Source organism: Mycobacterium shottsii (genome assembly GCF_010728525.1).
GTDB classification, from domain to species: domain Bacteria; phylum Actinomycetota; class Actinomycetes; order Mycobacteriales; family Mycobacteriaceae; genus Mycobacterium; species Mycobacterium marinum.
Map to the genome: position 1 here is coordinate 2,875,467 of NZ_AP022572.1, position 24,738 is coordinate 2,900,204.

Annotated in this window: 17 protein-coding genes and 4 pseudogenes; 15 read left to right on the forward strand and 6 right to left on the reverse strand. The window is 65.5% G+C overall.

The features are described 5' to 3' along the window. Positions 1–121 precede the first annotated feature (121 nt). Positions 122–586: a tRNA (cytidine(34)-2'-O)-methyltransferase gene (locus tag G6N41_RS13485; protein WP_012393046.1), complete on the reverse strand. Its 465-nt coding sequence runs from the start codon at positions 584–586 to the stop codon at positions 122–124. A 67-nt stretch (positions 587–653) separates the two neighbouring features. Here G6N41_RS13485 and G6N41_RS13490 point away from each other — a divergent pair, with 67 nt between their 5' ends. From G6N41_RS13490 to G6N41_RS13530, 11 genes and pseudogenes are all read left to right on the forward strand, one after another. Further along, the gene (locus G6N41_RS13490) at positions 654–1,259 is read left to right on the forward strand and encodes a class I SAM-dependent methyltransferase (RefSeq protein ID WP_198967610.1); all 606 of its coding nucleotides are present in this window, start codon (positions 654–656) and stop codon (positions 1,257–1,259) included. Between the two features lie 216 nt (positions 1,260–1,475). Beyond that, positions 1,476–4,211 carry an ATP-binding protein gene (locus G6N41_RS13495; protein WP_198967611.1) on the forward strand — a complete coding sequence of 912 codons (2,736 nt, stop codon included), beginning with the start codon at positions 1,476–1,478 and terminating at the stop codon, positions 4,209–4,211. Then, positions 4,208–4,639 carry a serine protease inhibitor gene (locus G6N41_RS13500; RefSeq protein WP_011740748.1) on the forward strand — a complete coding sequence of 144 codons (432 nt, stop codon included), beginning with the start codon at positions 4,208–4,210 and terminating at the stop codon, positions 4,637–4,639. Before G6N41_RS13495 ends, G6N41_RS13500 begins: the two co-directional genes overlap by 4 nt. Continuing rightward, on the forward strand, positions 4,615–5,001 hold the full coding sequence (locus tag G6N41_RS13505; protein WP_198967612.1) for a DUF742 domain-containing protein: 387 nt from the start codon (positions 4,615–4,617) through the stop codon (positions 4,999–5,001). The genes G6N41_RS13500 and G6N41_RS13505 overlap by 25 nt, the downstream gene beginning before the upstream one ends. Continuing rightward, on the forward strand, positions 4,982–5,584 hold the full coding sequence (locus G6N41_RS13510; protein ID WP_020732040.1) for a GTP-binding protein: 603 nt from the start codon (positions 4,982–4,984) through the stop codon (positions 5,582–5,584). Before G6N41_RS13505 ends, G6N41_RS13510 begins: the two co-directional genes overlap by 20 nt. A gap of 8 nt (positions 5,585–5,592) precedes the next feature. Then, positions 5,593–6,141, forward strand: coding sequence for a pentapeptide repeat-containing protein (locus G6N41_RS13515; RefSeq protein ID WP_020727342.1), 549 nt, complete (start codon positions 5,593–5,595; stop codon positions 6,139–6,141). A gap of 643 nt (positions 6,142–6,784) precedes the next feature. Then, on the forward strand, positions 6,785–7,411 hold the full coding sequence (locus tag G6N41_RS29575) for an AMP-binding protein (protein ID WP_265338849.1): 627 nt from the start codon (positions 6,785–6,787) through the stop codon (positions 7,409–7,411). Then, positions 7,299–7,970, forward strand: a pseudogene (locus G6N41_RS29580) (AMP-binding protein); the annotation flags it as partial. The gene G6N41_RS29575 and the pseudogene G6N41_RS29580, both read left to right, overlap by 113 nt. Before the next feature lie 12 nt (positions 7,971–7,982). Beyond that, a complete protein-coding gene (locus G6N41_RS30020) occupies positions 7,983–8,777 on the forward strand; it encodes a non-ribosomal peptide synthetase (protein ID WP_336282415.1) in 795 nt (264 codons plus the stop codon). A 37-nt stretch (positions 8,778–8,814) separates the two neighbouring features. After that, positions 8,815–11,262, forward strand: a complete 2,448-nt coding sequence (locus G6N41_RS13525) for a bifunctional aminotransferase class I/II-fold pyridoxal phosphate-dependent enzyme/GNAT family N-acetyltransferase (protein WP_198967613.1) — start codon at positions 8,815–8,817, stop codon at positions 11,260–11,262. Positions 11,263–11,305: 43 nt separating this feature from the next. After that, the gene (locus tag G6N41_RS13530) at positions 11,306–12,568 is read left to right on the forward strand and encodes a phytoene desaturase family protein (protein WP_259594186.1); all 1,263 of its coding nucleotides are present in this window, start codon (positions 11,306–11,308) and stop codon (positions 12,566–12,568) included. A gap of 43 nt (positions 12,569–12,611) precedes the next feature. On the opposite strand, the gene G6N41_RS13535 is transcribed toward G6N41_RS13530, so the two are convergent. The 4 genes and pseudogenes from G6N41_RS13535 to G6N41_RS13550 all read right to left on the reverse strand — a co-directional run bounded on the left by G6N41_RS13535 (position 12,612) and on the right by G6N41_RS13550 (position 19,349). After that, a complete protein-coding gene (locus G6N41_RS13535) occupies positions 12,612–15,137 on the reverse strand; it encodes an ATP-binding cassette domain-containing protein (protein WP_198967615.1) in 2,526 nt (841 codons plus the stop codon). 24 nt (positions 15,138–15,161) lie between these two features. Continuing rightward, positions 15,162–17,779, reverse strand: a pseudogene (locus G6N41_RS13540) (FHA domain-containing protein). Between the two features lie 134 nt (positions 17,780–17,913). Further along, positions 17,914–18,114 (reverse strand): hypothetical protein, encoded by a 201-nt coding sequence (locus G6N41_RS13545; protein WP_015354770.1) that lies wholly within the window; start codon positions 18,112–18,114, stop codon positions 17,914–17,916. A gap of 41 nt (positions 18,115–18,155) precedes the next feature. Continuing rightward, complete coding sequence (locus tag G6N41_RS13550) at positions 18,156–19,349, reverse strand: NADH:flavin oxidoreductase (protein ID WP_012393056.1); 1,194 nt, start codon at positions 19,347–19,349, stop codon at positions 18,156–18,158. A 107-nt stretch (positions 19,350–19,456) separates the two neighbouring features. Between G6N41_RS13550 and G6N41_RS13555 the strand changes: the two genes are divergently transcribed. Both G6N41_RS13555 and G6N41_RS13560 read left to right on the forward strand, forming a co-directional pair. Next, entirely contained in the window at positions 19,457–20,302 is an 846-nt protein-coding gene (locus G6N41_RS13555) for a bifunctional methylenetetrahydrofolate dehydrogenase/methenyltetrahydrofolate cyclohydrolase (RefSeq protein ID WP_012393057.1), read from the forward strand. Continuing rightward, positions 20,299–20,592 carry a DUF3017 domain-containing protein gene (locus tag G6N41_RS13560; RefSeq protein WP_011739583.1) on the forward strand — a complete coding sequence of 98 codons (294 nt, stop codon included), beginning with the start codon at positions 20,299–20,301 and terminating at the stop codon, positions 20,590–20,592. The genes G6N41_RS13555 and G6N41_RS13560 overlap by 4 nt, the downstream gene beginning before the upstream one ends. 3 nt (positions 20,593–20,595) lie before the next feature. Here G6N41_RS13560 and G6N41_RS13565 read toward each other — a convergent pair. After that, positions 20,596–21,012: pseudogene (locus tag G6N41_RS13565) on the reverse strand (DUF732 domain-containing protein). Between the two features lie 244 nt (positions 21,013–21,256). Here G6N41_RS13565 and G6N41_RS13570 point away from each other — a divergent pair. Together G6N41_RS13570 and G6N41_RS28580 are read left to right on the forward strand one after the other, a co-directional pair. Further along, a complete protein-coding gene (locus G6N41_RS13570) occupies positions 21,257–22,708 on the forward strand; it encodes an FAD-dependent oxidoreductase (protein ID WP_231608958.1) in 1,452 nt (483 codons plus the stop codon). A 248-nt stretch (positions 22,709–22,956) separates the two neighbouring features. Continuing rightward, positions 22,957–24,694, forward strand: a pseudogene (locus tag G6N41_RS28580) (AMP-binding protein); the annotation flags it as partial. Between the last annotated feature and the right edge of the window lie 44 nt (positions 24,695–24,738).

Here is a 24,738-nt window from a genome sequence, read left to right on the forward strand (position 1 = left end):
GGGGGCACCCGATTCCCCTTGCGGGATTTCTGCAGCTGATTGGCAGAAAACTCACAGGTCGGCGGATGGCGGAGCGTCGAAGTCCGGCCGGTTGCAGCCCGGTCTGCCTCGTGACGTGCCGCTAGAGCGCCCCCGGGTAGCCGTGCTGCCGCCACGCCTCATACACCGCGACGGCCGCGGCGTTGGCCAAATTCAGCGAGCGCCGGCCCGCCAGCATGGGGATACGCACCTGTTGGGTGATATGCGCGTCGGCCAGCGTCGCCGCGTCCAGGCCGGTGGGCTCGGGCCCGAACATCAGCACATCGCCGGGCCGGAAGTCGACGTCGGAGAACGTGACGCTGGCCCCGGCGGTGAAGGCGAACACCCGCGCCGGTAGCAGTGCGTCCCACGCCTGCGTGAGGGAGCCGTGGACGGTGACTGAGGCCAAGTCGTGATAGTCGAGCCCGGCTCGCCGGAGTTTGGGCTCGGACAGATCGAAGCCCAGCGGTTCTACCAAATGCAGCTCACAGCCGGTCGCGGCCGCGGTCCGGATGGCGTTGCCCGTGTTGGGGGCGATGCGAGGCGAGTAGAACAGCAGCTTGAACACAACACGCCATCCTTCCGCTAAGCCGGCCGCCCACGCCCGGCGCTCGCACCCGGGCGATAATGCTCGCATGGTCGAGCAGAGCATCTGGATGCAGAAGGTTGCTGCCGATCCCGGACATTCGCGCTGGTATATCGAGCGGTTCCGGGCCATGGCCCGCGCGGGCGAAGACCTGGTCGGCGAGGCACGCCTGGTAGACTCGATTGCGCCGCGCGGTGCCCACATCCTCGATGCGGGCTGCGGCCCCGGCCGGTTGGGTCGTCATCTGGCCGCGGCCGGTCACCGGGTGGTCGACGTGGACGTCGATCCGGCGCTCATCGAAGCGGCCGAGCAGGATTATCCCGGCCCGCAGTGGTTCGTGGGCGACCTCGCCGAGCTTGACTTGCCCGCGCGCGGCATTGTCGAGCCGTTCGACGTAATCGTCTCCGCCGGCAACGTGATGACATTCCTGGCCCCGAGCACCCGGGCTCGAGTGCTCGGCCGGCTACGTGCGCACCTGCGCAGCGACGGCCGAGCGGTGATCGGCTTCGGCGCGGGCCGCGACTACGCGTTCGCCGACTTCCTCGACGACGCGCAAGCCGCCGGGTTTGTGCCCGATCTGCTGCTATCCACCTGGGATCTGCGACCGTTCACCGATGACTGCGACTTCCTGGTCGCGCTGCTTCGCCCGGCCTAGGCTCCGGCGGCCCGCGGGCCTGTTGCGGCCGAGGTTATCTGCTCGGTAACAATTATGGAGACCACGGCTCTGGGCTGTCATATTCGTCGAATTGCCAGGCGTTGCTTGGCGCCCAGCTGTTCGGGCGGGCGAAATTTAGCGGGAAGTTTGCATGGTTCTCTGGTTTGTTCGAGCAGGACACATCGGGGCTGCGGCCGGTAGCACGGCCGTAATCCCATGACAATGTTTGCCCGCCCGACCACACCGGTCGAGGCGGCCCCCGGCGCACCCGTTGCCAGCGGCGCCGAATCTGCTCCACCCAAACGCCCGCCCGCCTGGTCGTTGGGCAACTGGCCGGTGGGGTGGAAGGTCGTCGCCATCGCGGTGGTGCCGCTGCTGCTGGCGATGGTGTTGGGTGGATTGCGGATCCATGGCGGGATGGCCAACTCCAGCGGTCTGCGGCTGGCGGATGCTCGTGCCGACGTCATACCGGCCATCACCAAGTACATGTCGGCACTCGATGTCGCGTTGCTGGCCAGTTCCACCGGACGCGATGTCGAGGGACCCAAGAAGAACTTTGCGGCCCGGAAAAACGAGCTACAGACCAGGTTGGCGAACACCAACGTGCTCAGCGACGTTCGCTCGGGGGTCAACTCCGTGCTGAACGGCGGGCAGGCGCTGCTGGACCAGACGCTGGCCAACACCATCAGTTTGCGCGATCGCGTCACGGCCTATGTGCCGCTGCTGCTGACGGCAGAGGACGCCATCAACGCCTCGGTACGCGTCGACAACGAGCAGATCCGGGCCGAAGTTCAGGGTTTGAGCAGGGCCGTCGGCGCCCGCGGGCAGATGACCCTGCAAGAAATCCTGGTGACTCGCGGCGCTGAAGCTCCCGAGGCGCAGTTGCGCAACTCGATGATCACCCTCGCCGGCACCGAACCTTCGACGCTGTTCGGAATGACCGAGGTGCTCGGCGTCGGTTCACCGGACGCCAAGACCCTGTACCAGCAGATGGTGACCCGGATGGCGATCATCTCGGATCCGGACAGCGTGCTGGCGGGTAACCCCCAGCTGCTGCAGTCGATCCAGATCACCCGCGGGATCGCCGAGCAGGTCATCAACGACGCCACCGAGTCGGTCACCAAGGCGGTGCAGGCCAGGGCCAGCGCTCGGCGTGACGCCGCGATTCGCGACACCGTGTTGGTGTTGGGCGCCATCCTGGTCGCGGTGGTCGTGGTGCTCCTGGTGGCGCGTGCGTTGGTCCGGCCGCTGCGCCAGCTGCGCGACGGTGCGTTGAAGGTCGCTCACACCGATCTCGAGGGTGAGATCGCGAAGGTGCGGGAGGGCGCCGAGCCGATTCCGGAGCCACTGCCGGTCTACACCACCGAGGAGATCGGTCAGGTCGCGCACGCGGTCGATGAGCTGCACGCCCAGGTCCTGGTGCTGGCGGGGGACGAGGCGCGACTGCGATCGCTGGTCAACGACATGTTCGAGACCATGTCGCGGCGCAGCAGGTCCCTGGTGGATCAGCAGTTGGCGCTCATCGACGGGCTGGAGCGCAACGAGGAGGATCCCGACCGCCTCGACACCCTGTTCCGGCTGGATCACCTGGCCGCTCGGCTGCATCGCAACAGTGCGAACCTGCTGGTGCTGGCGGGTGCGCAGATTTCGCGTGACCACCGTGAGCCGGTGCCGCTGTTGACAGTGATCAGCGCCGCCGTCTCCGAGGTCGAGGACTACCGGCGCGTCGAAACCGGGGGGGTGGCCGACTGCACGGTGATCGGTGCCGCGGCGGGTGCCGTGATTCATCTTCTCGCCGAGTTGATCGACAACGCGCTGAACTATTCGCCGCCGACCGCGCCGGTTCGAGTATCGGCGGTGCGTGGCAGTGAGGGAGGGGTCCTGCTGCGGATCGCGGACTCCGGGCTGGGCATGACCGAGTCGGATCGGCGCATGGCCAACATGCGACTGCACTCCGGTGGCGAGGTGACTCCCGCCAACGCTCGACACATGGGCCTTTTTGTGGTGGGCCGGTTGGCCGCGCGGCACGGGATTCGGGTGGGGTTGCGCGGCCCGTCAACCGGGGAGGCCGGCGGCGGCACCACTGCCGAGGTCTACCTGCCGCGGACCGTCTTGGTGGACGGCCAGCGGCCGGGACCCGCGGCCGGTCAGCCGCCGCAGCGGAGCGCGTTTGTGGTCAGACCTCCGAGTTCGGAGCCTGCCCCCGCGCCGGATGCCGCCGGGTCCGCGCCCACCGGCGACAGCACCGCCGTCCCACCGCTTCCCCCGGTCAGTTTGCTGCCGCGGCGCAATCCCGGATCTAGTGGCATTGCCGACGTCCCCGGCCAGCAGCCCGAACAACAGCAGCCGTCACGGCGCCGCCGTGAGCTGAAGACACCCTGGTGGGAAACCGCGCAACCCGTGGGGCGACCGGAACAAGCGGCGCCGCAACAATCCGACACCGCCGCATTTTTTGCCAGGCGATCGCCGGCCGCCGGCGCGGGGCCCGATGAACCGGCACCTTCGGTCAATCCCGGGCCGCCGTCGGCACCGGCCGACCCCGTCCGCGACGACTCGATCTACCAAAAAATGTTGTCCGAGATGACCAGTGATCCGCATGAGCTGGCCAATAGCGCCGACCTGGATTGGCGGTCGGTATGGGACCGCGGCTGGTCGGCGGCCGCCGAGGCCCAGGAAACACCGGTGCATTCCCGGACGGATCACGGCCTGCCGGTGCGTACCCCGGGTGCTCGGCTGGTGCCGGGTGCCGCCGACTCCGACGAGCCCAATCAGGACGAGGCGGATCGGCCGCCGGCGTCCGACCGCGGACTACCACCCGATCAGCCCGCCCAGCACACGGCCGCCATGCGTGACCCCAATGCGGTTCGGGCATCCATGAGCAGTCATTTCGGCGGTGTGCACACCGGACGGGCACATGCCCATAGAGCCAGTCAGGAACCGGATCAACAATGAACACCCGTTTGTCGGACAGCCCGCTGGACTGGCTGGTGTCCAAGTTCGCCCGTGAGGTTCCCGGGGTGGCCCACGCCTTGTTGGTGTCGGTCGACGGTCTTCCGGTCGCCGCCAGCGAGTACTTGCCGCGCGAGCGCGCCGACCAGCTGGCCGCGGTGGCCTCCGGGCTGTCCAGCCTGGCCAGCGGCGCCGCCCAGCTGTTCGAGGGCGGACAGGTGCTGCAATCGGTGGTCGAGATGCAGAACGGCTTTCTGTTGCTGATGCGCGTCGGTGACGGCTCGCATCTGGCGGCGCTGGCGGTGACCGGATGCGACATCGGCCAGATCGGATACGAAATGGCGCTGCTGGCCGAGCGGGTCGGCAGCGTCGTGCAGTCCTCCCGCCGCGCGAGGCCCGCGCCGCAATGGACAGACGCGACCCGCCGCTAGCCGCGCCGGAAGCCGCGCGGGAGGCCAGCCTGGTCCGCCCGTACGCGCTGACGGCCGGCCGTACCGGAACCGACATCGACCTTCCGTTGGAAGCGCCGGTGCAGACATCGCGCGCGGGTCTGGCGCGCCGGTGGCAACCCAGCGACGTGCGGGGCAGGATTGTCCAGTTGTGCCTCACCAGTCCTTCGGTGGCGGAAATCTCCGCCCGTCTGGATCTGCCAGTGGGTGTCGCGCGAGTCTTGGTGGGTGATTTGGTCACCTCCGATTACCTTGGGGTGCATGCGACCTTGACCGAGCGTTCGACCCGCGATGAGCGCCACGAACTCATAGGAAGGACCCTGCGTGGCCTTAAAGCACTCTGAGGCGCACTCTGCGGCGCGCGGCACCGCATCGACGAAGATCGTCGTTGCGGGCGGATTCGGGTCCGGCAAGACCACGTTCGTCGGCGCGGTTTCGGAGATCATGCCGCTGCGCACCGAGGCGATGGTTACCGATGCGTCGGTCGGTGTCGACATGCTCGAGGCCACCCCGGACAAACGGACCACGACAGTCGCCATGGACTTCGGCCGCATCACCCTGGGCGAGGACCTGGTGCTCTACCTGTTCGGGACCCCGGGCCAGCGCCGGTTCTGGTTCATGTGGGACGACCTGGTACGCGGCGCTATCGGCGCGATTGTCCTGGTCGACTGTCGGCGGCTGCAGGACAGCTTCGCCGCAGTGGACTTCTTCGAGCACCGCAACCTGCCATTCCTGATTGCGATCAACGAATTCGACGGTGCGCAAAAGTATCCCATTGCCGAGGTGCGCAAAGCGCTGATGTTGCGGGCCGAGGTACCGGTGATCACCGTCGACGCCCGCGACCGCAGGTCAGCCACCGACGCGCTGATCGCGCTGAGCGAATACGCATTGGCCAGCCTGACAGCAGCAGGCGGCCAGCGTCCTTGAAACCGCAAGTGGAGCATTGGGTCGACTGCGAATTCACCGGCCGGGACTTTCGCGACGAGGATCTGAGCCGGCTGCGCACCGAACGAGTTGTGTTCAGCGAATGCAACTTCGGCGGAGTCAATCTGACCGAATCCGAACACCGAGGGTCGGCGTTTCGCAACTGCAGCTTTGAGCGCACCACGCTGTGGCACAGCACATTTGCCCAATGCAGCATGCTGGGCTCGGTGTTCGTCAGCTGCCGGATGCGGCCGCTGGTTCTCGACGAGGTCGACTTCACCCTGGCGGTGCTCGGCGGTAACGACCTGCGGGGCGTCGATTTGAGTGGCTGCCGGTTGCGCGAGGCCAGCCTGGTCGAGACCGACTTGCGCAAGAGTGTGCTGCGCGGCGCCGACCTACGTGGGGCACGCACCAACGGCACCAAGCTCGACGACGCGGATCTGCGCGGTGCGAACCTAGACCCGTCGTTGTGGCGAAGCGCCTCGTTGGCGGGTGCGCGTATCGACGTGCCGCAAGCGTTGTCCTTCGCCTTGGCGCACGGCCTTCGCCTGGACTCGTGACCTCACCGGACGGCCCGGGGCCGTCCTTGGGCCGAGCGCACGAAACGCCAATGGGTGCGAGTCGCCACTGCCGGACACCGGTTCATCTCAATTTTGAGACGTGCTCCGGCCGCCCGGATGTGAAACATGTTTGTCCGCAACGAAAGTCTGACCGTTACGAGGACCCGGAGACCGCGGCGCGACGTGCGGGATCCTCAAGTTCTTTCACATCGCTTGACGATGTCAATCCTGGTGCGGTTAACTCCATACGCATGGGGATCGGGGTTGCTGCAGGTTTGTTCGGGAGCTGCTGGAATGCATTCTCCCGTAGTTTCTTTGAGCTCTACCGCCGGGCGTTGGCGTGGGCGATTCACGATGGCGGTTTCGCCCCGGTGTGGATACGCGGCCCCGCGCACCACTGATCCGAATCGCGGCACCCGCAATTCGACTCAACGGGGCGTGCTGATGTGTTGCCCGCCCTAAGGGTACTGGCCGCCCGCCCGGCCTAGCCTGGAACGCCGCCAGATATATCGCCGAAATCGGTTGTCGCCCAGGCGCGATGGGCTCCGTCACGGTGGTGCGGAAATCGCGTGATCTCGATCGTAGAGCCGCTCGAAGGTAGTGCTGGCGGCGCCAAACTCTAACCGCAGAGAAATGAGCAGATATGTCGAGGCCGACAGCCAAAGATCGGACGGCCGCCGAGGCCGTCATGTGCGCCATACAGGCCAACCTGGCCACCGACGCGGTGCGCTTTTTGCCCCGAGGTGAGGGGCCCGGCACGGTTATCAGCTACGAAGGGCTGCACGCGCGCGCCGCCCATCTGGCGGCGGTGCTGCAGGCGCGGGGGGCGCAAGGCGAGCGGGTGATCCTGGCCAGTCGCGACAACATCGAGATGACAGTGGGGCTGGTCGCCTGCCTGTACAGCGGCGCGGTAGCGGTGCCGGTGCCGGTTACGAATATGAACAAGTTGGGGCCGGCATTGCTGCGACTGCAGGCCATTGCGCGAGATGCGCAGGCGCGCGTCTTCTTGACCGACCTGCCGTCGGTGGACTCTCAATCAAACGTGCGCACCCTGCCCGACGGGCTTTCGGGGCTGACCTGGCTGAACACCGACGACGCCAGCGCCGACCGGGCCGACTGGCAACCCCCCGCGGTATGCGCCCGAGAGCGCGGCGCTGCTGCAGTACACCTCTGGCTCGACCGGACAGCCCAAAGGGGTGATGCTCACCCAGGCCAACTTGCTGTCCAATGCCCATCAGATCGAGCGGCGTTGGGAACAAGACCAAAATGAGTTGCTTGTCTCCTGGCTCCCTCAGTATCACGACTTTGGGTTGATCTTCATGGCGCTACAAGCGCTCTATCTGGGGGCCACGGTGGTTTCGATGCCCCCGTCCGCCTTTGTGCAGGATCCGCTGCGTTGGCTTCGCTGCCTCACCCAGTACCGCGGTACCAACAGCGGCGCGCCCAACTTCGCCTTCGATCTCTGCGTGGAGCAAAGCACGCCAGCTCAGCGCGAGGGGCTGGACCTGCGTAGCGTCAAGGCATTGAACTGCGGCGCTGAGCCGGTGCGGGCGGAAACGATGCGCCGTTTCCTGGCCGCGTTTGCCCCGTTCGGGCTGTGGCCGGACGCCCTTCGGCCCGGTTACGGTCTGGCCGAAGCCACGTTGTTCGTGACCGGCTGGCGCGGGCCCACAGTCAAGACATTGACGCTGGACTAGCGCCAGCTCAACGAGGGCCGGGTCGTGGAATGTGACATTTCCGCAACGCCTTTGGTGGAGGTTGTCTGCTGCGGTCCGGCAGGTCCAGAAGTAGAGCTGGCCATTGTCTCGACGCAGACACAACAGCCATGCGCTGCCGACGAAGTGGGCGAGATCTGGGTGCGTGGACCCAATATCAGCCGGGGCTACTTCAACGGTGCCGGCGCAAGCCAAGACTGCTTCGGCAACGTCGCGGGCCATGGACAGTACTTGCGTACGGGCGACCTGGGTTTTGTGCAAGATGGCGACCTGTACGTGACGGGTCGGCTGAAGGACCTGGTGATCGTGCGCGGAGTCAACCACTACCCGCAAGACATCGAATTCTCGGTCGAGCAATCCCACCCCGCCATCCGGTCCGGATACTGCGCCGCCTTCACGCTGGAGGTCGATGGTGAAGAGCGACTGGGCGTCGCCGCGGAAATCGCGGCAGACGATCCAGCGCAAGACACCCTGGAAAGTGCGATGGACTCGATTCTTCAGGCCATTACCGGCCACCACGAGGTGGTGCCCTACCGGCTGGTTCTCTTGGCCCGCGGCGCCATTCCCAAGACCTCCAGTGGCAAAATCCAGCGGCAACTGTGCAAACAGCTGCTGTTGACCGATCAGCTGCCGATTCTCGGTGACCGTGTCAGTACCGCGACGATATCGTCGACGCCGCAGCAACCTGATGGTGGCGCGCGATCGCCAAAGTATCGCGCGATGGAGCAGTACCTCCTCGAGCTGTTGAATCTGAGCCCCGAAGAACTGGAGAGCGGCAACAATCTAGCCGCCGACGGTTTTGATTCCATCGATGGCGCAGCTTTGGCTAAGAAAATCAAGGCCGACTGGGACATTGAAGTCCCGATGGAAATATTGCCGCTCCTGACCATCAGAGATCTCGTGGATACGCTCGCCAACTAATCAATTAGAAATCACACATCTTCTCCAGGAGGAATCGATGGCGCAGATCCGCCACCAAGATCCCTACGATGTTGTCGATGAAATACTCACGGATGCGAAAAATCGCGGTGTCATGTACTTTGTCACCGACACCGACGTTCCCATCGAGAGGCATCTCGAAATTGGTGGACGCAAATTCCTGAACTTTGGCACCTGCAGCTATATGAGCCTGGGGCAGGATCCGAGGCTAAAGGAGGCGGGGTTCGCCTTCTTGGATCGCTATGGCCTGCAGTTCTCGGTATCACGCGGCTATTTGTCCGCGGGTATCAATGAGGTTCTAGAGCACGAGCTGAGCAAAATCTATGACGACAAACCCGTCCTGGTCTATTCTTCCACCTCCGCCTGCCATATCTCCATTCTGCCGACGCTTCTTACCGCCAACGACGCGATAATCCTCGATCAAAGCGTCCACTTCAGTGTGCAGCACGCGGCGAATATTGCGTGCGCTAAAGGCGTTCCGGTCGAGATGATTCGGCATAGCAATCTCGACATGCTCGAGGACAAGCTCAAGGAATTTGGCAACAAGCGCCGCCAAATCTGGTACCTGATCGACGGCGTCTATTCCATGTACGGTGATGTCGCGCCCATGCTGAAACTTCATGAATTGATGCAAGAGTACGAACAGCTGCATCTCTACATCGATGATGCGCACGGGATGAGTTGGTATGGCACCCATGGGTCCGGACGTGTTTATGGTGACTTCGGCATGCACCCGCGCACCATCCTTGTCTCCACTCTGGCCAACGGTTTCGGCTGTACCGGGGGATTTGCGGTCTTCCCCAATGCCGAGGCGCAACGTAAGGTACGGATGTTCGGGGGGCCGTTCAGCTACTCACACCCGTTGTCACCACCGGTGACAGGGGCCGCGATCGCCTGTGCCCGCATTCATCTCAGCGACGAAATCTACGATATGCAGCGGGCGTTGGCGGACAATATCAGCCGCTGCAGTGCGCTGCTCCAAGAATACGACCTTCCGATTCTCTCCGATACACATACGCCGATTAATTTTGTCTGTCTCGGTACCCCGAAGCTGGGCATTAATGTGGTCAAGCGGATGCTCGATGATGGCTACTACTGCAACCTCAGCACATTTCCCGTGGTTCCGGTCAAGAACACCGGACTGAGATTCAACATCCAGCGGCAGCTGGAGCCCGATGACATTGAGCAGTTTGTTGCGGCGGTCGCACGGAATTTTCGGGCCGTTTTGAAGGACGAGTGCGTGAGCGAAGCGGACGTTCGGAGACAATTCGGTCTGGAGCCGCCGACGCACAAGATCAATGGGGCATCCCACCCCCATTCGACGCGCCAAACTACGCATCGACTGGACCATGCCACGAGCATCCGAGAAATTGATGCTGACGAATGGAATAGCCTGCTCGGCAGTGCGGGCATTTTTGACGCCGCCGGTTGCCTGGCATTGGAGCAGGCGTTTGGTGGCCGAACACGGCCAGAAGAACGCTGGGACTTTGACTACTTTATTGTGCGGGACGGTTCGGGGCGGCCGTTATTGGCGACGTTCTTTACCACCTCGGTGTATAAGGATGATATTTTCGCCCAGCCTTCGATCTCGGCCCAGATCGAGGAGAAGCGGAAACAGGATCCGATGTATCTCACCAGCCGGACAATGGGCATGGGGTGCTTGCTCTCCGAGGGGCAGCATCTCTACGTGGATCGCAGTCGCGAGGATTGGCCGGAGGTAATCCGATTTCTGCTCGGTCACGTGCTCGTGCGGCAGCGGGAACGCAACGCTACGGCACTACTGCTACGCGACTTCGACGCTGCCGACGACGATATCCGTCGAGTGCTTACCGACGAAGGCTTCGTGAAGATTGATATGCCCCTGAGTAACGCCATCGAAAACATGCGATGGGAGACCCGCGACGAGTTTCTGCAGGCGCTGCCGAGCACGCGCAGAAGACGGCACATGCGGCAGGAGTTCATTCCGTACGAGCACATGTACGAAGTGGAGACGAAATCCGAGTTGTCGCCCGAGAAGCAGGAGTGGGCATACCGCCTGTATCTGAACGTGGCGAAGCGCAACTTGAGCATCAAGATATTCCAATATCCGTCGGACATCTTGAAATCGCTGGCGGCGCAAGAAAATTGGGAATTCGTAGTGCTACGTTTGAAGGCGGACTACGATGACCGGGCGGAACGTCTTCCAGTAGCTGTTTCGTGGAATTACCGCGGCAAGCTGGGCTATCACTGGGTAATTGTGGGAATCGACTACGAATACAATCGCAAATTCGGCGTTTACCGCCAGGCCATGTACCAGGCGGTGCGGCGCGCCAGATTGCTCGGATACGAGCACGTCAGCTTGGGACTGTCGTCCGAGGAAGAGAAAAAGAAGGTCGGGGCGGATCAGACGGAAAAGGTGGCCTACCATCAAACCCGGGACACGTTTGCCATGGATGTAATGGCGGCGATGGCCGCGGTTACTCAGTAATATCGTGCCAAGATCCGGATGCCCCCCTCAATTCGACGCCGTGGTGATTGGTAGTGGCATTTCTGGTCTGACCGCAGCCATCAACTTGCAGCGCAATGGCATTCGCACTCTCGTCGTCGAGCGTCGGGAAGTTCCCGGCGGGCTGTGCGGGACGTTCACCCTGGACGGATATGAGTTCGTCACCGGTTGCAACGACTTCGGTGGCGGATTGGTCCGTCACCTCGAGGAGCTGGGCGTCGGCACGGAGTTTCGCACGCCCGCGGCGCGATTCCATCTCGGCGAGCAGCGCATTGAAATGCCGCCAACCCTGCCAACCCTGGCAACGGTGGCCCGGCGCCTGCCCGCGCTTTTCTCGGCATTCCGAACCGTACGCAAGGACCCGGGCCAAACGCTTGGCGAACTGATCGACGGCGCAGTTCAAGACCGGCTTCTGATGGCGGCCGCTGCTATCCCCGCGTATGCGCTGCTGCGTTCCCCCGACGACCTGACGGTCGAGCAGGTAGGCCAGGCCTACTCCAAAGAACTCGGCTACCGCTACCAGAAGAGCTATACCCCGGTCGGCGGACCGGCCGCGATGATCGCGGCCATGGTCCAACGCTTCGAGGCGCTCGGAGGCGAGCTGTGGCTTGGTTGCCACAGCACGCAAGTCGAGCGCGTCGGGGCGCAAAAGCGCGTTCATACCTCGGACGCCTTGGTCTCTGCGCGAGTCGTCCTATCCAGTGCCGGGCGGTGTAGCGAGTTCCCGAAAACCACCAAGGCCGGGATGGAGTTCGCGCTGCTGCTTTTTGCGGTTCGCAAAGGCTTTACCTATCCCCGGGGTTATCACACCATCGCCTGGCTGCAGCAGGACATCGGCGAAGAACTCCGCAAACTCGATGCCGGGCAACCTAGTTCGCGGCCAAGCTTTCACATCTTTCGATCCGATCTGCCGCAACCGCGCGACCACTACACGATCAACGCCTTCATTCCACTACCACGGGGTGAGGGTGATCCATCCGCGCGGCGACGCAAGGACTTGTCCGCCCATGCGGTGGCAACGATCGACAAAGATCTGCCCGGATTCAAGGACGCGCTGATCTATCAGCGGTTCCTGAGCCCAGGCGAGTACGCGAGCCGGCTCGGCCTGCGCAGCGCGCCGAGCCCCTTTGTCCCGCCCACCGGCTTTGCCGGCCTGCCCAGCTACGACGCGGCGCGCGACACCTATTTCATCGGTACCTCAGTCGGTCCCGCCGGCGAACACGCCGGCGCGGCGTGCCTGTCCGGAAAGATGGCGGCGGATCTGGCCATCAAGCAGTTGCGCCGATGAGGATCTGCATCGGATGGGCTGATGCACTAGGCGACTGTGCTGCTCACCGCTTGAGCCGGATGCGCCACCACACCACCGCCGAGTAGACCACCGACAGCGCGGCAAGCATCGCCATATCGAACAGCCAGGCCGTCGTCGAGTGCGTCCAGTGGCTGTCCTCGGGGCTCATCGAGCCGGGCACCAGTTCCCGCAGATTCACCGTGGCCGCCGACGCGGCGTAGCCCCAGCGGGCGGGTGTCAGCCACGACAGCTGGTCAAGAAAGATCCGATCGGTCACCGGCACGACACCGCCGGCGAGGACCAACTGGAGCATCAGCGACACCACCAGCAGCGGCATGATCTGCTCATTCGAGTGCGCGATCGAGGACAGCAGCAGTCCGAGAATCGCAGATGCCATGCAGGTCGCCGCGACGGCGGTGAACAACTCGAAACTCGGATTGCCGAGCAGTACCGCCGGTTGCGTCGGCGCGCCCTTGCCCAGCAACACGATGCCGGTCGCGATCGCCGCCTGGGCGACGGCAAACGCACAGAACACCGACACCTTGGCGCTGAGGTAGGCCCACGTCGACAAACCCACGGCCTGCTCGCGACGGAAGATGGCGCGCTCACCGATCAGGTCGCGAATGGTCAGCGCGGTACCCATGAAGACCGCGGCAATGCTGAGCAGATTCAGAATTTGGGCGGCTTCGTCGGGTGTCTGACTGGTCGCGTCAGCAATGCCGAACCCGGTGTCACCCGGAACCGTCAGCGACAGCGCACCCAGAATGAACGGCAGGATCGCCAGGAAGGCGAAGTAGGCGCGGTCGGCGATCACCAGCCGAACCTGTCGGCGGGTGATGGTGGAGAACTGGCGCGGCACGCTGGTGTGGGCGGGCGCGCCGAGGTCGGTGGGCGTCTGCGGCTGCGCGGGTGCTGCGGCGCGCTGCTGGGCCAGGAAGCGGCGATTGGCCTCGTCCGGATCGGCGCCCACCTTGGCGAAGATGTGGGCCCAGTTGGTGGTGCCCATGGCTGGGCCGATCTGATCGGGAGGACCGAGAAACGCCGTCTTGCCCCCGGGCGCCATCAACAGCACCTGATCGCAGATATCGAGATAGGTCAGCGAGTGGGTTACCACCAGCACCACCCGCCCGGCGTCGGCCAGTTGCCGCAGCATCATCATGACTTGCAGGTCCAGTGCCGGGTCCAGGCCGGAGGTCGGCTCGTCGAGGATCAGTAGCGATGGTCCGGTGAGCAGCTCGAGCGCCACCGACGCGCGCTTGCGCTGTCCGCCGGACAGCTTGTCGACTCGGGTGTCGGCGTGCTGGGTCAGCCCCAATTCGTCGAGCACACCGGCGACGACCTGGGCGCGGTCCTGTTTGCTGGTGTCGGGTGGCAACCGAAGCTCGGCGGCATAACCGAGGGCCTGGTTGACCGTGAGCTTTCGGTGCACGACGTCGTCCTGGGGGACCATCCCGATCCGGCTGCGCAAGGACGCGTAGTCGGCGTGGATGTTGTGGCCCTCGAAGGTGACCGTGCCCGAGCTGGGGCTGGTATACCCGGCGATGAGCCGCGACAGGGTGGTCTTGCCGGCCCCGGAGCCGCCGATCACGGCGGTCAAGGTACCGGGTCGGGCGGTCAACGAGATGTTTTCGAGCAGCCCGTTGCCGTTGATGCTGAAGTTGACCGCGTTGACTTCGAGTCCGCCGGCGCGGGTGGCCACCTGGGTGTGGCGCGCCAGGGTGCCCCCGGTGAACGCGAGGTCGATGTTGCCGATGGTGACGATGTCGCCGTCGCTGAGGATCGCTGACCCGACGCGGATTCCGTTCACGAAGGTGCCGTTGATGCTGTGCGCGTCGCGGATCTCGGTGCCGATCCGGGTCGGTGTCAAAAACGCGTGATGGCGCGACGCCAGCACGTCGGAGACGACGATGTCGTTGCTGGCAGCGCGGCCGATCGAGATGGTGTCGGCAAGCGCGGGCGCAAGGCCCGAGTCGGCGCCCAGGACGTCGACCGTTCGGTCCGGGTAGTGCGAGGCGGTGGTGTGCGCACCTGGGTGGGCGGGCGGCGGGAGCAGCGGTATGGCGCTGGTGAGCTGGGCGCTGGCGACCGGGTCGGGTGGACGGTCGGGCGGCGGGGACGGCCAGCTGGGACGGCTGGGATAGCTGGGCGGCCCCGGCCGGTACCCAGGCCCCCAGGGGGGTGGGCCGCCCGACGGCGGCCGGTCGGCCGGGTCGACTCCGGGCATGGTCTCCGGCGGCGGCAGTAGCCCGATCACCCCCTGGTGATGTCCCACCTCGAACGTGATGCGCGGCCCGTCGGGTCGGCCCAGGTTCATGGCCAGCCCGTCGCGGATGTCGATCAGCGGGACTCGACGCCCGTCCACATATATTCCGCTTTGCGAGTTGTTGTCGATTGCGACCCAGCTGCCCTGCTCGAAGCGCAGCAGCAGGTGCGCGCGGTCGATGAGCGGATGCGCGACGCGCAGGTCGGCGCGCAGATCACTTCCGACGATCACGTCGGGGCCGGCAGCAAAGCTGCGCTGCGACGGGCCCGACCGGACCGTCAGCACCGGCCGCTGGGCTCGCGTCATCACTTCACCCTAGTTGTGCGGGGGTCAGCGCCGCTTGAGCCGAATCTTCCACCACACGATGGCGGTGTAGGCGATCGACAACACCGCGAGCATGGCCATGTCGAACAGCCATGCGCTGGCCTTGTGGTCCCAGTGCTGGTCCTTGGGGTCGGTCGGGCCCGGCACCAGCCGGTGGGTGTCGATCGTCGACGCCGACGCCGCAAAACCCCACCGGGCCGGCGTGAGCCAGGACAACTGGTCGAGCAGGAAGCGGTTGGTCACCCAGGTCATGCCGCCGGAGAACACCAGCTGAGACATGATCGACACCACCAGCATCGGCATGATCTGGTCCTGGGATTGAGCCAGCGACGACAGGGCCATACCGAGCAGCGCCGAAGCGACGCAGGTGGCGGCGACGGTGACGAACAGCTCGCATCTGACATCACCCAGCAGCACCGCGTCCGACAGTGGTTTGCCCCAGCCGACCACCGAAATCGTGGTGGCGATCGCCGCCTGAGTGACCGCAAAGGCGCAGAAGACCACGATCTTGGCGCCCATGTAGGCCGCCGTCGACAAGCCGACAGCCTGCTCTCGTCGGAAGATGGGACGCTCTCCGATGAGGTCACGGATGGTCAGCGCGGTACCCATGAACACCGCGCCGACATTGAGCATCACCAGAATCTGGTCGGGCTGGGCGGGATTGTTGCCCATCGGGTCCGACATGCCGTACCCGGTCTTGCCGCGCACGGTGAGGGTCAGTGTGCCGATCAGGAAGGGCAACAGCGCCAAGAACACCGTGTAACCCCGGTAGGAGATCACCAGCCGAATCTGGCGACGGGCCACCGTGGAGAACTGGTGCAGCACGTCGGTGTGCACCGGTTCGCCCAAGTCGACCGCCGGGCTGGCCTCGGACGGAAAGGCCGGCTGCTCCTGCTTCTGTTCCAGGAAACGGCGGTTGGCTTCGTCGGGGTCGGCGCCCACGTTGGTGAAGATGTCGGCCCAGTTGGCGGTGCCCATGGCCTGGCTGATTTCGCTGGGCGGGCCCAGAAAGGCCGTCCTGCCCCCCGGTGCCACCAGCAGAAGCTGGTCGCACACGTCGAGGTAGGCAACCGAGTGCGTCACGATGAGTACCACCCGACCGGCATCGGCCAACTGGCGCAGCATCAACATCACCTGCCGGTCCAGTGCGGGGTCCAAGCCGGTGGTCGGCTCGTCGAGAATCAGCAGTGACGGTCCAGTGAGCAGTTCCAGTGCCACCGACGCACGCTTGCGCTGGCCGCCGGAGAGTTTGTCGACGCGGGTTTCGGCGTGCTGGTCAGTTCGAGCTCTTCGAGAACCTGGGCGACCACCTGGGCGCGGTCCTCTTTGCTGGTGTCGGGGGGAAGCCGTAGTTCGGCCGCGTAGCCGAGTGCCTGGCTGACGGTCAGCTGGCGATGCACCACATCGTCTTGCGGAACCATTCCGATCCGGCTGCGCATGGACGCGTATTCGGCATGGATGTTGTGGCCTTCGAAAGTCACCGTGCCCGAGCTGGGACTGGTATACCCGGCGATCAGCCGCGACAGCGTGGTCTTGCCGCCCCCGGACCCACCGATGATGGCGGTCAGCGTGCCGGGGCGCGCGGTCAGCGAGATGTGGTCGAGCAGCTGTTTTCCGCCGTCGACGGTGAAACAGACCGATTTGACCTCCAGGCCGCCGCTGCGGGTGGCCGCCTCGGTGCGGCGGATCAGGGTGCCGCCGGTGAACACCAGGTCGACGTTGCCGATGGTGACGACGTCGCCGTCGCTCAAGACCGCCGAACCCACCCGGACCCCGTTGACGAAGGTGCCGTTGACGCTGTGCGCGTCACGGATCTCGGTGCCCAACGGTGTCAGGGTCAGGAATGCGTGATGTCGCGACGCCAGAACGTCCGGGATGACGATGTCGTTATCGGTGGCGCGGCCAATGGTGACCGAGCCGGCCGGCCGCTCGGCGCCTCCGGACCTGGGCAGCAGCGCATGGAACATCTTGGTCGCGAGGTTGGCCACCTCGGGAGGCTTGGTGGCCTGCTGCGGCGGTTGCGGTCCGGGACGCGGTGGTGGCGGGGAGTTCGACGGTGGTGGGGGTGCCGGGCTGGCGGGATACCCGGTGGGGCGCCACGGGGCCGAACTGCTCGGGTACATGGGCTGGCCCGTTCTGGCCGGACCGGGCGGTGCAGCCCCGGGGTGAAACCGCGCGGTCGGCGGCGCCTCGTGGCTGGTATGGCTTCCGGTCGATGTCGGCCCAAGCGCAACGGGGTGCTGACCGGAGGGGCGGACCATCGAAGGGGTGACCCGCATCGACTCGGTCTGGGGTGGGCGTCCCGCCATCCCCACGTGCCGCCCCACCTCGAAGCTCAGGAGCGGACCGTCGGGGTTTCCGATGTTCAGGCTCTGGCCGTCATAGATCTCGACCATGGGTACGCGACGGCCGCTGACGAACGTCCCGTTCAACGAATTGTTGTCGATCGCCAGCCATCGGCCCTGATCGAAACGCAGGAGGAGATGAGCACGCGAGATCAGCGGATGGGTGATCCGCATATCGGCGCGCAGGTCTCGTCCGACCACCACGTCGTGGCCCGCTGCGAATGTGCGTTCTGATCCGTCGCAGCGAACGGTCAGTGCCGGCGGCGCAGGCTGAGGCATCGCATCAACTTTAGCCAAGCTCCCTTGTTACCCTGCTCCGTCGCGCTCACCGGCAACACCAGCATCCGCGCCGCAACGGGCCTGATCTGGGTTGTCGCCGGCCGACCGAGCCTTCCGGCGCCTGGCCGCTTTGCTCACCGCAACCCTCGACGGGCAGCGGTGGACAGGGCGGCTTGTTGTTCGGCAGCGGCGGTGGCACACCCATGCCGGGCAGTCTCATCGGCGGCACCGGCGGCGCCAGTGCCGGCAATCCGCCGGGAAGCCCCGGGGAAGATGGGAATGCGGGCATTGTCGGTGCCGGTGGGCTGTTGATCGGCGGGCAGGGCGAGCAGCACCGATTTCCTTGCCGGCACCCGACACGGATCGGGTCATCGGCTCAGTCCGGCGCCCCGGTGACCACACAGCGGGTGCGGCTGTAGATGGTCGGCATGCACTGGTTGCAGTGCGTGCAAGCCGAATGCACCCGGTTGCCTTCGGCGGCGATCCGGTTGATCAGATCCGGCTCGGCCAGCAGGGCACGTGCCATCGCGACGAACTCGAATCCCTCCGCCATGGCCAGATCCATGGTCTCGCGGTTGGTGATGCCGCCCAGCAAGATCAACGGCATCGACAACTCAGAGCGAAACAGCCGCGCATCCCGCAGCAGATAGGCGTCCCGATAGGGGTACTCCCGCAGGAACTTCTTGCCCATCATGCGCACCCCCCAGCGCATCGGGGGTTTGAAAGCGGCGGCGAACTCCTTGACCGGCGCATCGCCGCGGAACAGGTACATGGGGTTGACCAGCGAACTGCCCGCGGTCAGCTCGATCGCGTCCAGCCCACCGTCTTCTTCGAGCCATTTGGCGGTTCTCAGCGACTCCTCGGTGCTGATACCGCCGCGAACCCCGTCGGCCATGTTGAGCTTGGCGGTCACCGCGACATGGCTGATCCCGTCCTTGTCCAGGGCGCCGCGGACGGCCCGCACCAATCCACGCGCGACCTTGGCCCGGTTCTCCAGCGAACCACCGAACTCGTCCGCACGTCGGTTGATCAGCGGAGAAAGAAAGGAACTGGCCAGGTAGTTATGGCCCAAATGGATTTCCACGGCGTCGAAACCCGCCTCGACCGCCAACCGGGCGGCGTTGGCGTGCGCGGCCAGCACGTCGTCGATGTCATCGCGGGTCGCCCTCTTGGCAAACCGCATCGCGATCGGATTGAAGAATCGCACCGGGGCCAGGGCGGTCGCCTTGTTGGAACGGGCGTCGGCCACCGGGCCGGCGTGCCCGATCTGGGCGCTCACCGCCGCGCCCTCGGCGTGGATCGCCTCGGTGAGTCGGCGCAGCCCCGGCACCGCTTCCCGGCGCATCCAGATCTGTTCCCCGCTGGTGCGCCCGCCGGGGGAGACCGCGCAATAGGCGACGGTGGTCATGGCGATCCCGCCCGCGGCGGGTTGGCGGTGATATTCGATCAGATCGTCGGTCACCAGCGCATTGGGTGTCCGGGCCTCGAAGGTCGCTGCTTTGATGACGCGATTGCGCAGCGTCAGCGGGCCGAGCTGGGCGGGGCTGAGCACGTCCGGCGTGGGGGACATAAGGGCGAGCGTAACGGCGATCGCAAGCGCCGCACCCGGGTTTGCCGGCCGGGTGGCGCGGGGTCAGCCTGACCGGGCCCCGATGCGCTCATGCCAGACTGTCTGGCGTGGGCGCAATAACGCTGGATGGCAAGGCCACCCGCGACGAGATCTTCGTCGACCTCAAACAGCGGGTCTCGGAACTGAACGCATCGGGCCGCACACCCGGGCTGGCCACCATCTTGGTCGGTGAGGACCCGGGGTCACAGGCCTATGTGCGCGGCAAACACTCCGACTGCGCCAAGGTGGGCATCACATCGATCCGCCGCGACCTGCCGGCCGACATCTCGACCGCCACGCTCAACGAGACGATCGACGAACTCAACGCCAACCCGGACTGCACGGGCTACATCGTGCAGTTGCCGCTGCCGAAGCATCTGGACGAGAACGCCGCACTGGAGCGCATCGACCCGGGCAAGGACGCGGACGGCCTGCACCCCACCAACCTGGGCCGGCTGGTGCTCAACACACCGGCCCCGCTGCCCTGCACCCCGCGCGGCATCGTGCACCTGCTGCGCCGCTACGACGTCCCGATTGCGGGGGCACATGTGGTGGTGATCGGCCGGGGCGTGACGGTCGGGCGCCCCTTGGGGCTGCTGCTCACCCGCCGCTCGGAGAACGCCACGGTCACCCTGTGCCATACCGGAACCCGCGATTTGCCCACACTGACCAGGCAGGCCGACATCATCGTCGCCGCGGTCGGGGTGCCCCACATGTTGACCGCCGACATGGTGCGCCCCGGTGCCGCGGTCGTCGACGTGGGCGTGAGCCGAGTCGACGGCAAACTGACCGGTGATGTGCATCCCGACGTATGGGAGGTCGCCGGCCACGTCTCGCCCAATCCCGGCGGCGTCGGACCGTTGACCCGGGCGTTTCTGTTGACCAACGTCGTAGAGCTGGCCGAACAGCGATGACCGTGCGGGATTTCGCCGGGCGCGCGCTGCGCGCTCAATGGCCAATCCTGCTGGTCGGGCTGATCTTCGCGGTGGCGTTCGCGCTGGCCGGGGCAAACTTCTGGCGCCGAGGTTCGTTGTTGATCGGAATCGGTGTGGGTGTGGCCGCCGCGCTGCGGTTGGTGTTGTCCGACGACCGGGCCGGCCTGCTGACGGTGCGCAGCAAAGCGACCGACTTCATCACCATGACCTCGGTCGGCGCCGCGATGGTCTACATCGCGTCCACGATCGATCCGCTTGGTACCGGCTGAGCCCTAGAACCCGGGTACGCCCGGTACGCCGGGTATGGCCGGCACCCCCGGAATGCCCTGCAGGGGGAGATTGCCGCTGGTCACATTGGCCATCACCGACGGGCAGTACATGGAAATCGCGATACTGGTGAAGGTAGCCGCCATCTCCGGAGACATGCCGCTACCGCCGGCGACGACCTTCGACGCCGCCGAATTGAAGGATCCACCCGGCTCGGACAGGACCGGGCACAGACTTCGGCCCAATGCCTACGCACCTCCCGCGTCGCCGTAGTTGACCCCGGCCGCGTTCAACGCGTTGATGAACGCGTCGTCGACGGAGTCGGCCTCAGCCGGCGCCGCGAGCGCGGCAGAAGCGGTCAGCAAGCCCGCGGCCCCCGCCAGCAGCCGAACGGTCAATGGTTGGTAGCGCGATGCCCTCATGCTTGCTCCCATCGGATTTGGAGCGCACCAGGGCCATCCGGGCACACTCAAGCAACCTCAGGAACCTTGCTCGCTCGTTGTCACATTTCGAACACGATGCCGTAAAAGTTTGCGCTCTATGTGTATTGGATCTCGGCCGGTATCCCAGCCTTCCGGTAGGTGATGGTGTTGAAACGACACGATCCCGTCACGGCGTGACGCAACACGTGATACGGCAGTGCGGTTGGCCGCGCGGTGTATAACAATGCGGCCCATGATTTCTCGCCAGACGTTTCTTCGCGGCGCCGCCGCAGCGACGGCGGCCGGGTTGGGTTCGGCCCTATTCGGATCCGCACGTGCTGTGGCCGAACCGGTCAGTGGTTGGAGCGCTCTGGCGTCCTCCATCGGGGGCCGGGTGCTGCTGCCGAGCAACGGCGCCTCATTTACTTCCGGCAAGCAGGTTTTCAACTCGCTCTACAACAACTCGAACCCGGCGGCGGTGGTGACAGTCACGTCGCAGGCCGACGTGGAGAAGGCGGTCGCGTTCGCGGCCGCCAACAAGCTCAAGATCGCCCCGCGCGGCGGCGGACACTCCTACATTGGCGCGTCGACCGCCGTCGGTGCGATGGTGATCGACCTGCGTGGGCTGCCGGGCGGAGTGAATTTCAATGCCGGCAGCGGAACCGTCACGGTGCCCGCCGGGGTGAATCTGACCGACGTGCACCAGGTGCTGGCCGGCGCCGGCCGGGCAATTCCGACCGGCAGCTGCCCGACCGTGGGTGTGGGCGGCTTGGCGCTCGGCGGCGGAATGGGCGCCGACTCCCGCCACGCCGGCCTTACCTGCGATGCGCTACGATCGGCCACCGTCGTGTTGCCCAGCGGAGAAACGGTGACCGCCTCCGCGGAGGATCATCCCGATTTGTTCTGGGCGTTGCGCGGTGGTGGGGGAGGGAACTTCGGGGTTACCACGGCGATGACGTTCGAGACGTTCCCGATCGCCGACTCCGATGTGGTGCGCGTCGACTTCACTCCATCGTCGGCGGCGCAGGTGCTGGCCGGCTGGCAGACCTGGCTGGCAGCGGCCGACCGCGACACCTGGGGCCTGGTCGACATGTCGGTAAGTGCCGCACAGGCCAATTGCCATGTGCTGGCGACATGTCCGGCGGGTGCGGGGCGGGGAGTGGCCGACGCGATCAAGTCCGCTGTCGGTGCGCAGCCCACCGGCATCGAGACCAAGACGTTCAACCACATGGAATTGGTGAAGTACCTGGCCGGCGGCAGCTCCGCGAGTTCACCGCGTGGCTTCGTGGCCGGATCCGATTTCATCGGCACCGTGAATTCCGCTGCAGCACAAGCAATTGTCGCGGCGGTGGGGAAATGGCCGCCGGCGTCGGGGCGGGCGTCGGCGCTGGTCGACACGCTTACCGGAGCGGTGGGTGACATCGACCCGACCGCTACCGCCTTCCCATGGCGGCGTCAGTCGGCGGTCGTGCAGTGGTATGTCGAGACGCCCAGCAGTGGGCAAACGGCCGCTGCAACCAAATGGATCAACTCCGCACACCAAGCGGTGCAACAGTTCTCGGTCGGCGGCTACGTCAACTATCTGGAAGCCAACACCGCGCCCTCGCGATACTTCGGGTCGAATCTGTCTCGTTTGACCCAAATCCGCCAGCGATACGACCCCAGCCGGTTGATGTACTCCGGACTCAACTTCTGACGGCTACCCCCCTCGGGATCGGGCCGCTCGGGGGGGAGCAGACGGGGTTGGTGACCCAGTAGCCGCCGGTGGGGGGACGGGTTTCACCGGCGAAGCCGTAGAGGTTGGCTGGGTGCGGTTTGCCGGTCGTGGCCGTACGCCCGGTCTGCGGTGCGCGCCGCGCCCGGTGCGCGGGCGGCTTTCGCTGGGCCGATTTGGTTCTCCGAACGGTCTATCCACCCGTCGGATCATCCCCTAACGTCTTAGCTGTGCTCGACCACTCGATTTCCGCAGTGTTGCGGGAACGTGCCAGTCTGCGGCCCAGCGAGACCGCATTCACCTTCATCGATTACGAACGGGACTGGGCGGGGATTGCGGAAACTCTGACGTGGTCACAACTGCATCGGCGGACGTGCAACGTCGCGCGGGAGCTCAAAGCCTGCGGGGCGACCGGGGACCGCGCCGTGGTGCTGGCGCCGCAGGGACTTGACTACATTGTTGAGTTTCTCGGCGCACTGCAGGCCGGTCAGATCGCGGTTCCGCTGTCGGCTCCGCTGGGCGGCGCCAGCGACGAGCGCGTTGGTTCGGTGCTGCGCGACGCGTTGCCCTCGGCCATTCTCACGACGTCCCCGATCGCCGGCGACGTCGCCGAGTGCATCACGTTGACGCCGGGGGAGCGCGCGCCCTCAGTCATCGAGGTTGACCTGCTGGACCCCGACTCCGGGCAAGGACCCGCCGCCGAGTCCGACAGCGGGTCAGACATTGCGTATCTGCAGTACACCTCTGGGTCGACCCGGACGCCGGCGGGCGTCGTGGTCTCGCACAGAAACCTTCTGGCCAATGTCGAACAGGGCATGTCCGCCTATTTCGGCGACCACGGGCGCGCTGCCCCGCCCGACACGACCGTGGTGTCGTGGCTGCCGTTTTTTTCACGACATGGGCTTGATGTTCGGAATCATCATGCCGCTGCTGGAGGGATTCCACAGCGTGCTCACCAGCCCGATATCGTTCTTGCAGCGCCCGGCCCGGTGGATGCAGTTGCTGGCCAGCAACTGTCAGGTGTTTTCGGCAGCACCGAACATCGCTTTCGAATTGGCGGCACGAAAGACATCAGACGACGACCTGGCCGGGCTTGACCTCGGCGGCGTGCGCAACATTCTCAGTGGTGCCGAGCGGTTACAACCCGCGACGCTGGCGCGCTTCGCGCAGCGGTTCGCCCCCTTCCACCTTCATCCCAGGGCACTACGGCCGTCATACGGGCTCGCGGAAGCCACCGTGTTCGTGGCAACCCGCGAATGGGGCCAACCGCCGGTGACCGTTTACTTCGACTCCGACGAACTGACCGCCGGCCACGCGAAGCGGTGCACAACCGGGACCGGTACGGCGCTGATCAGTTACGGCGCAGCGCAATCGCCGACGGTACGCATCGTCGACCCGCAGACCGCCACCGAGTGTCCGGCCGGCGTGGCCGGAGAGATCTGGGTGCACGGCGACAACGTCGCGGCCGGCTACTGGCACCGGCCCCAAGAGACCGAACGCACCTTCGGCGCAACGCTTGTCGGCCCATCGCCGGGCACACCACCGGGACCCTGGCTGAGAACCGGAGATTTGGGCGCCTTCTCCGAAGGAGAGCTGTTCATCATCGGCCGCATCAAGGATCTGCTGATCATCTACGGGCGCAACCACTCACCCGACGACATCGAGGCGACGATCCAGGAGGTCACTCGGGGCCGCTGCGTGGCGATAGCGGTTCCCGATGACGGCGGCGTCTAGAAGCTGGTTGTCATTGTCGAATTCAAGACGCGGGAGACGTCGCACGAGGCCACGATGCACCGAATGGGCGTCGTCCGCCGTGACGTCATCGCCGCGATATCGAAGACACACGGTCTCAATGTGGCGGATCTCGTTCTGGTGCCGCCCGGTTCGATTCCCCTGACCACAAGCGGCAAGGTCAGAAGACGGGAGTGCCTGCAGCGGTATCTGCACGACGAGTTCACCCGCTTGGACGGGCAGCTCCGCGAGCCCGGGCCGCGGGTGGCCGATGCCGCGGC

Excerpts from the sequence above, each read along its gene's own strand:
- G6N41_RS13490 (WP_198967610.1), top strand. The coding sequence starts at position 654 with ATGGTCGAGCAGAGCATCTGGATGCAGAAGGTTGCTGCCGATCCCGGA.
- G6N41_RS13495 (WP_198967611.1), top strand. The coding sequence starts at position 1,476 with ATGACAATGTTTGCCCGCCCGACCACACCGGTCGAGGCGGCCCCCGGC.
- G6N41_RS13500 (WP_011740748.1), top strand. The coding sequence starts at position 4,208 with ATGAACACCCGTTTGTCGGACAGCCCGCTGGACTGGCTGGTGTCCAAG.
- G6N41_RS13505 (WP_198967612.1), top strand. The coding sequence starts at position 4,615 with ATGGACAGACGCGACCCGCCGCTAGCCGCGCCGGAAGCCGCGCGGGAG.
- G6N41_RS29575 (WP_265338849.1), top strand. The coding sequence starts at position 6,785 with ATGTCGAGGCCGACAGCCAAAGATCGGACGGCCGCCGAGGCCGTCATG.
- G6N41_RS13525 (WP_198967613.1), top strand. The coding sequence starts at position 8,815 with ATGGCGCAGATCCGCCACCAAGATCCCTACGATGTTGTCGATGAAATA.
- G6N41_RS13535 (WP_198967615.1), bottom strand. The coding sequence starts at position 15,137 with ATGACGCGAGCCCAGCGGCCGGTGCTGACGGTCCGGTCGGGCCCGTCG.
- G6N41_RS13550 (WP_012393056.1), bottom strand. The coding sequence starts at position 19,349 with ATGTCCCCCACGCCGGACGTGCTCAGCCCCGCCCAGCTCGGCCCGCTG.
- G6N41_RS13560 (WP_011739583.1), top strand. The coding sequence starts at position 20,299 with ATGACCGTGCGGGATTTCGCCGGGCGCGCGCTGCGCGCTCAATGGCCA.
- G6N41_RS13570 (WP_231608958.1), top strand. The coding sequence starts at position 21,257 with ATGCGGCCCATGATTTCTCGCCAGACGTTTCTTCGCGGCGCCGCCGCA.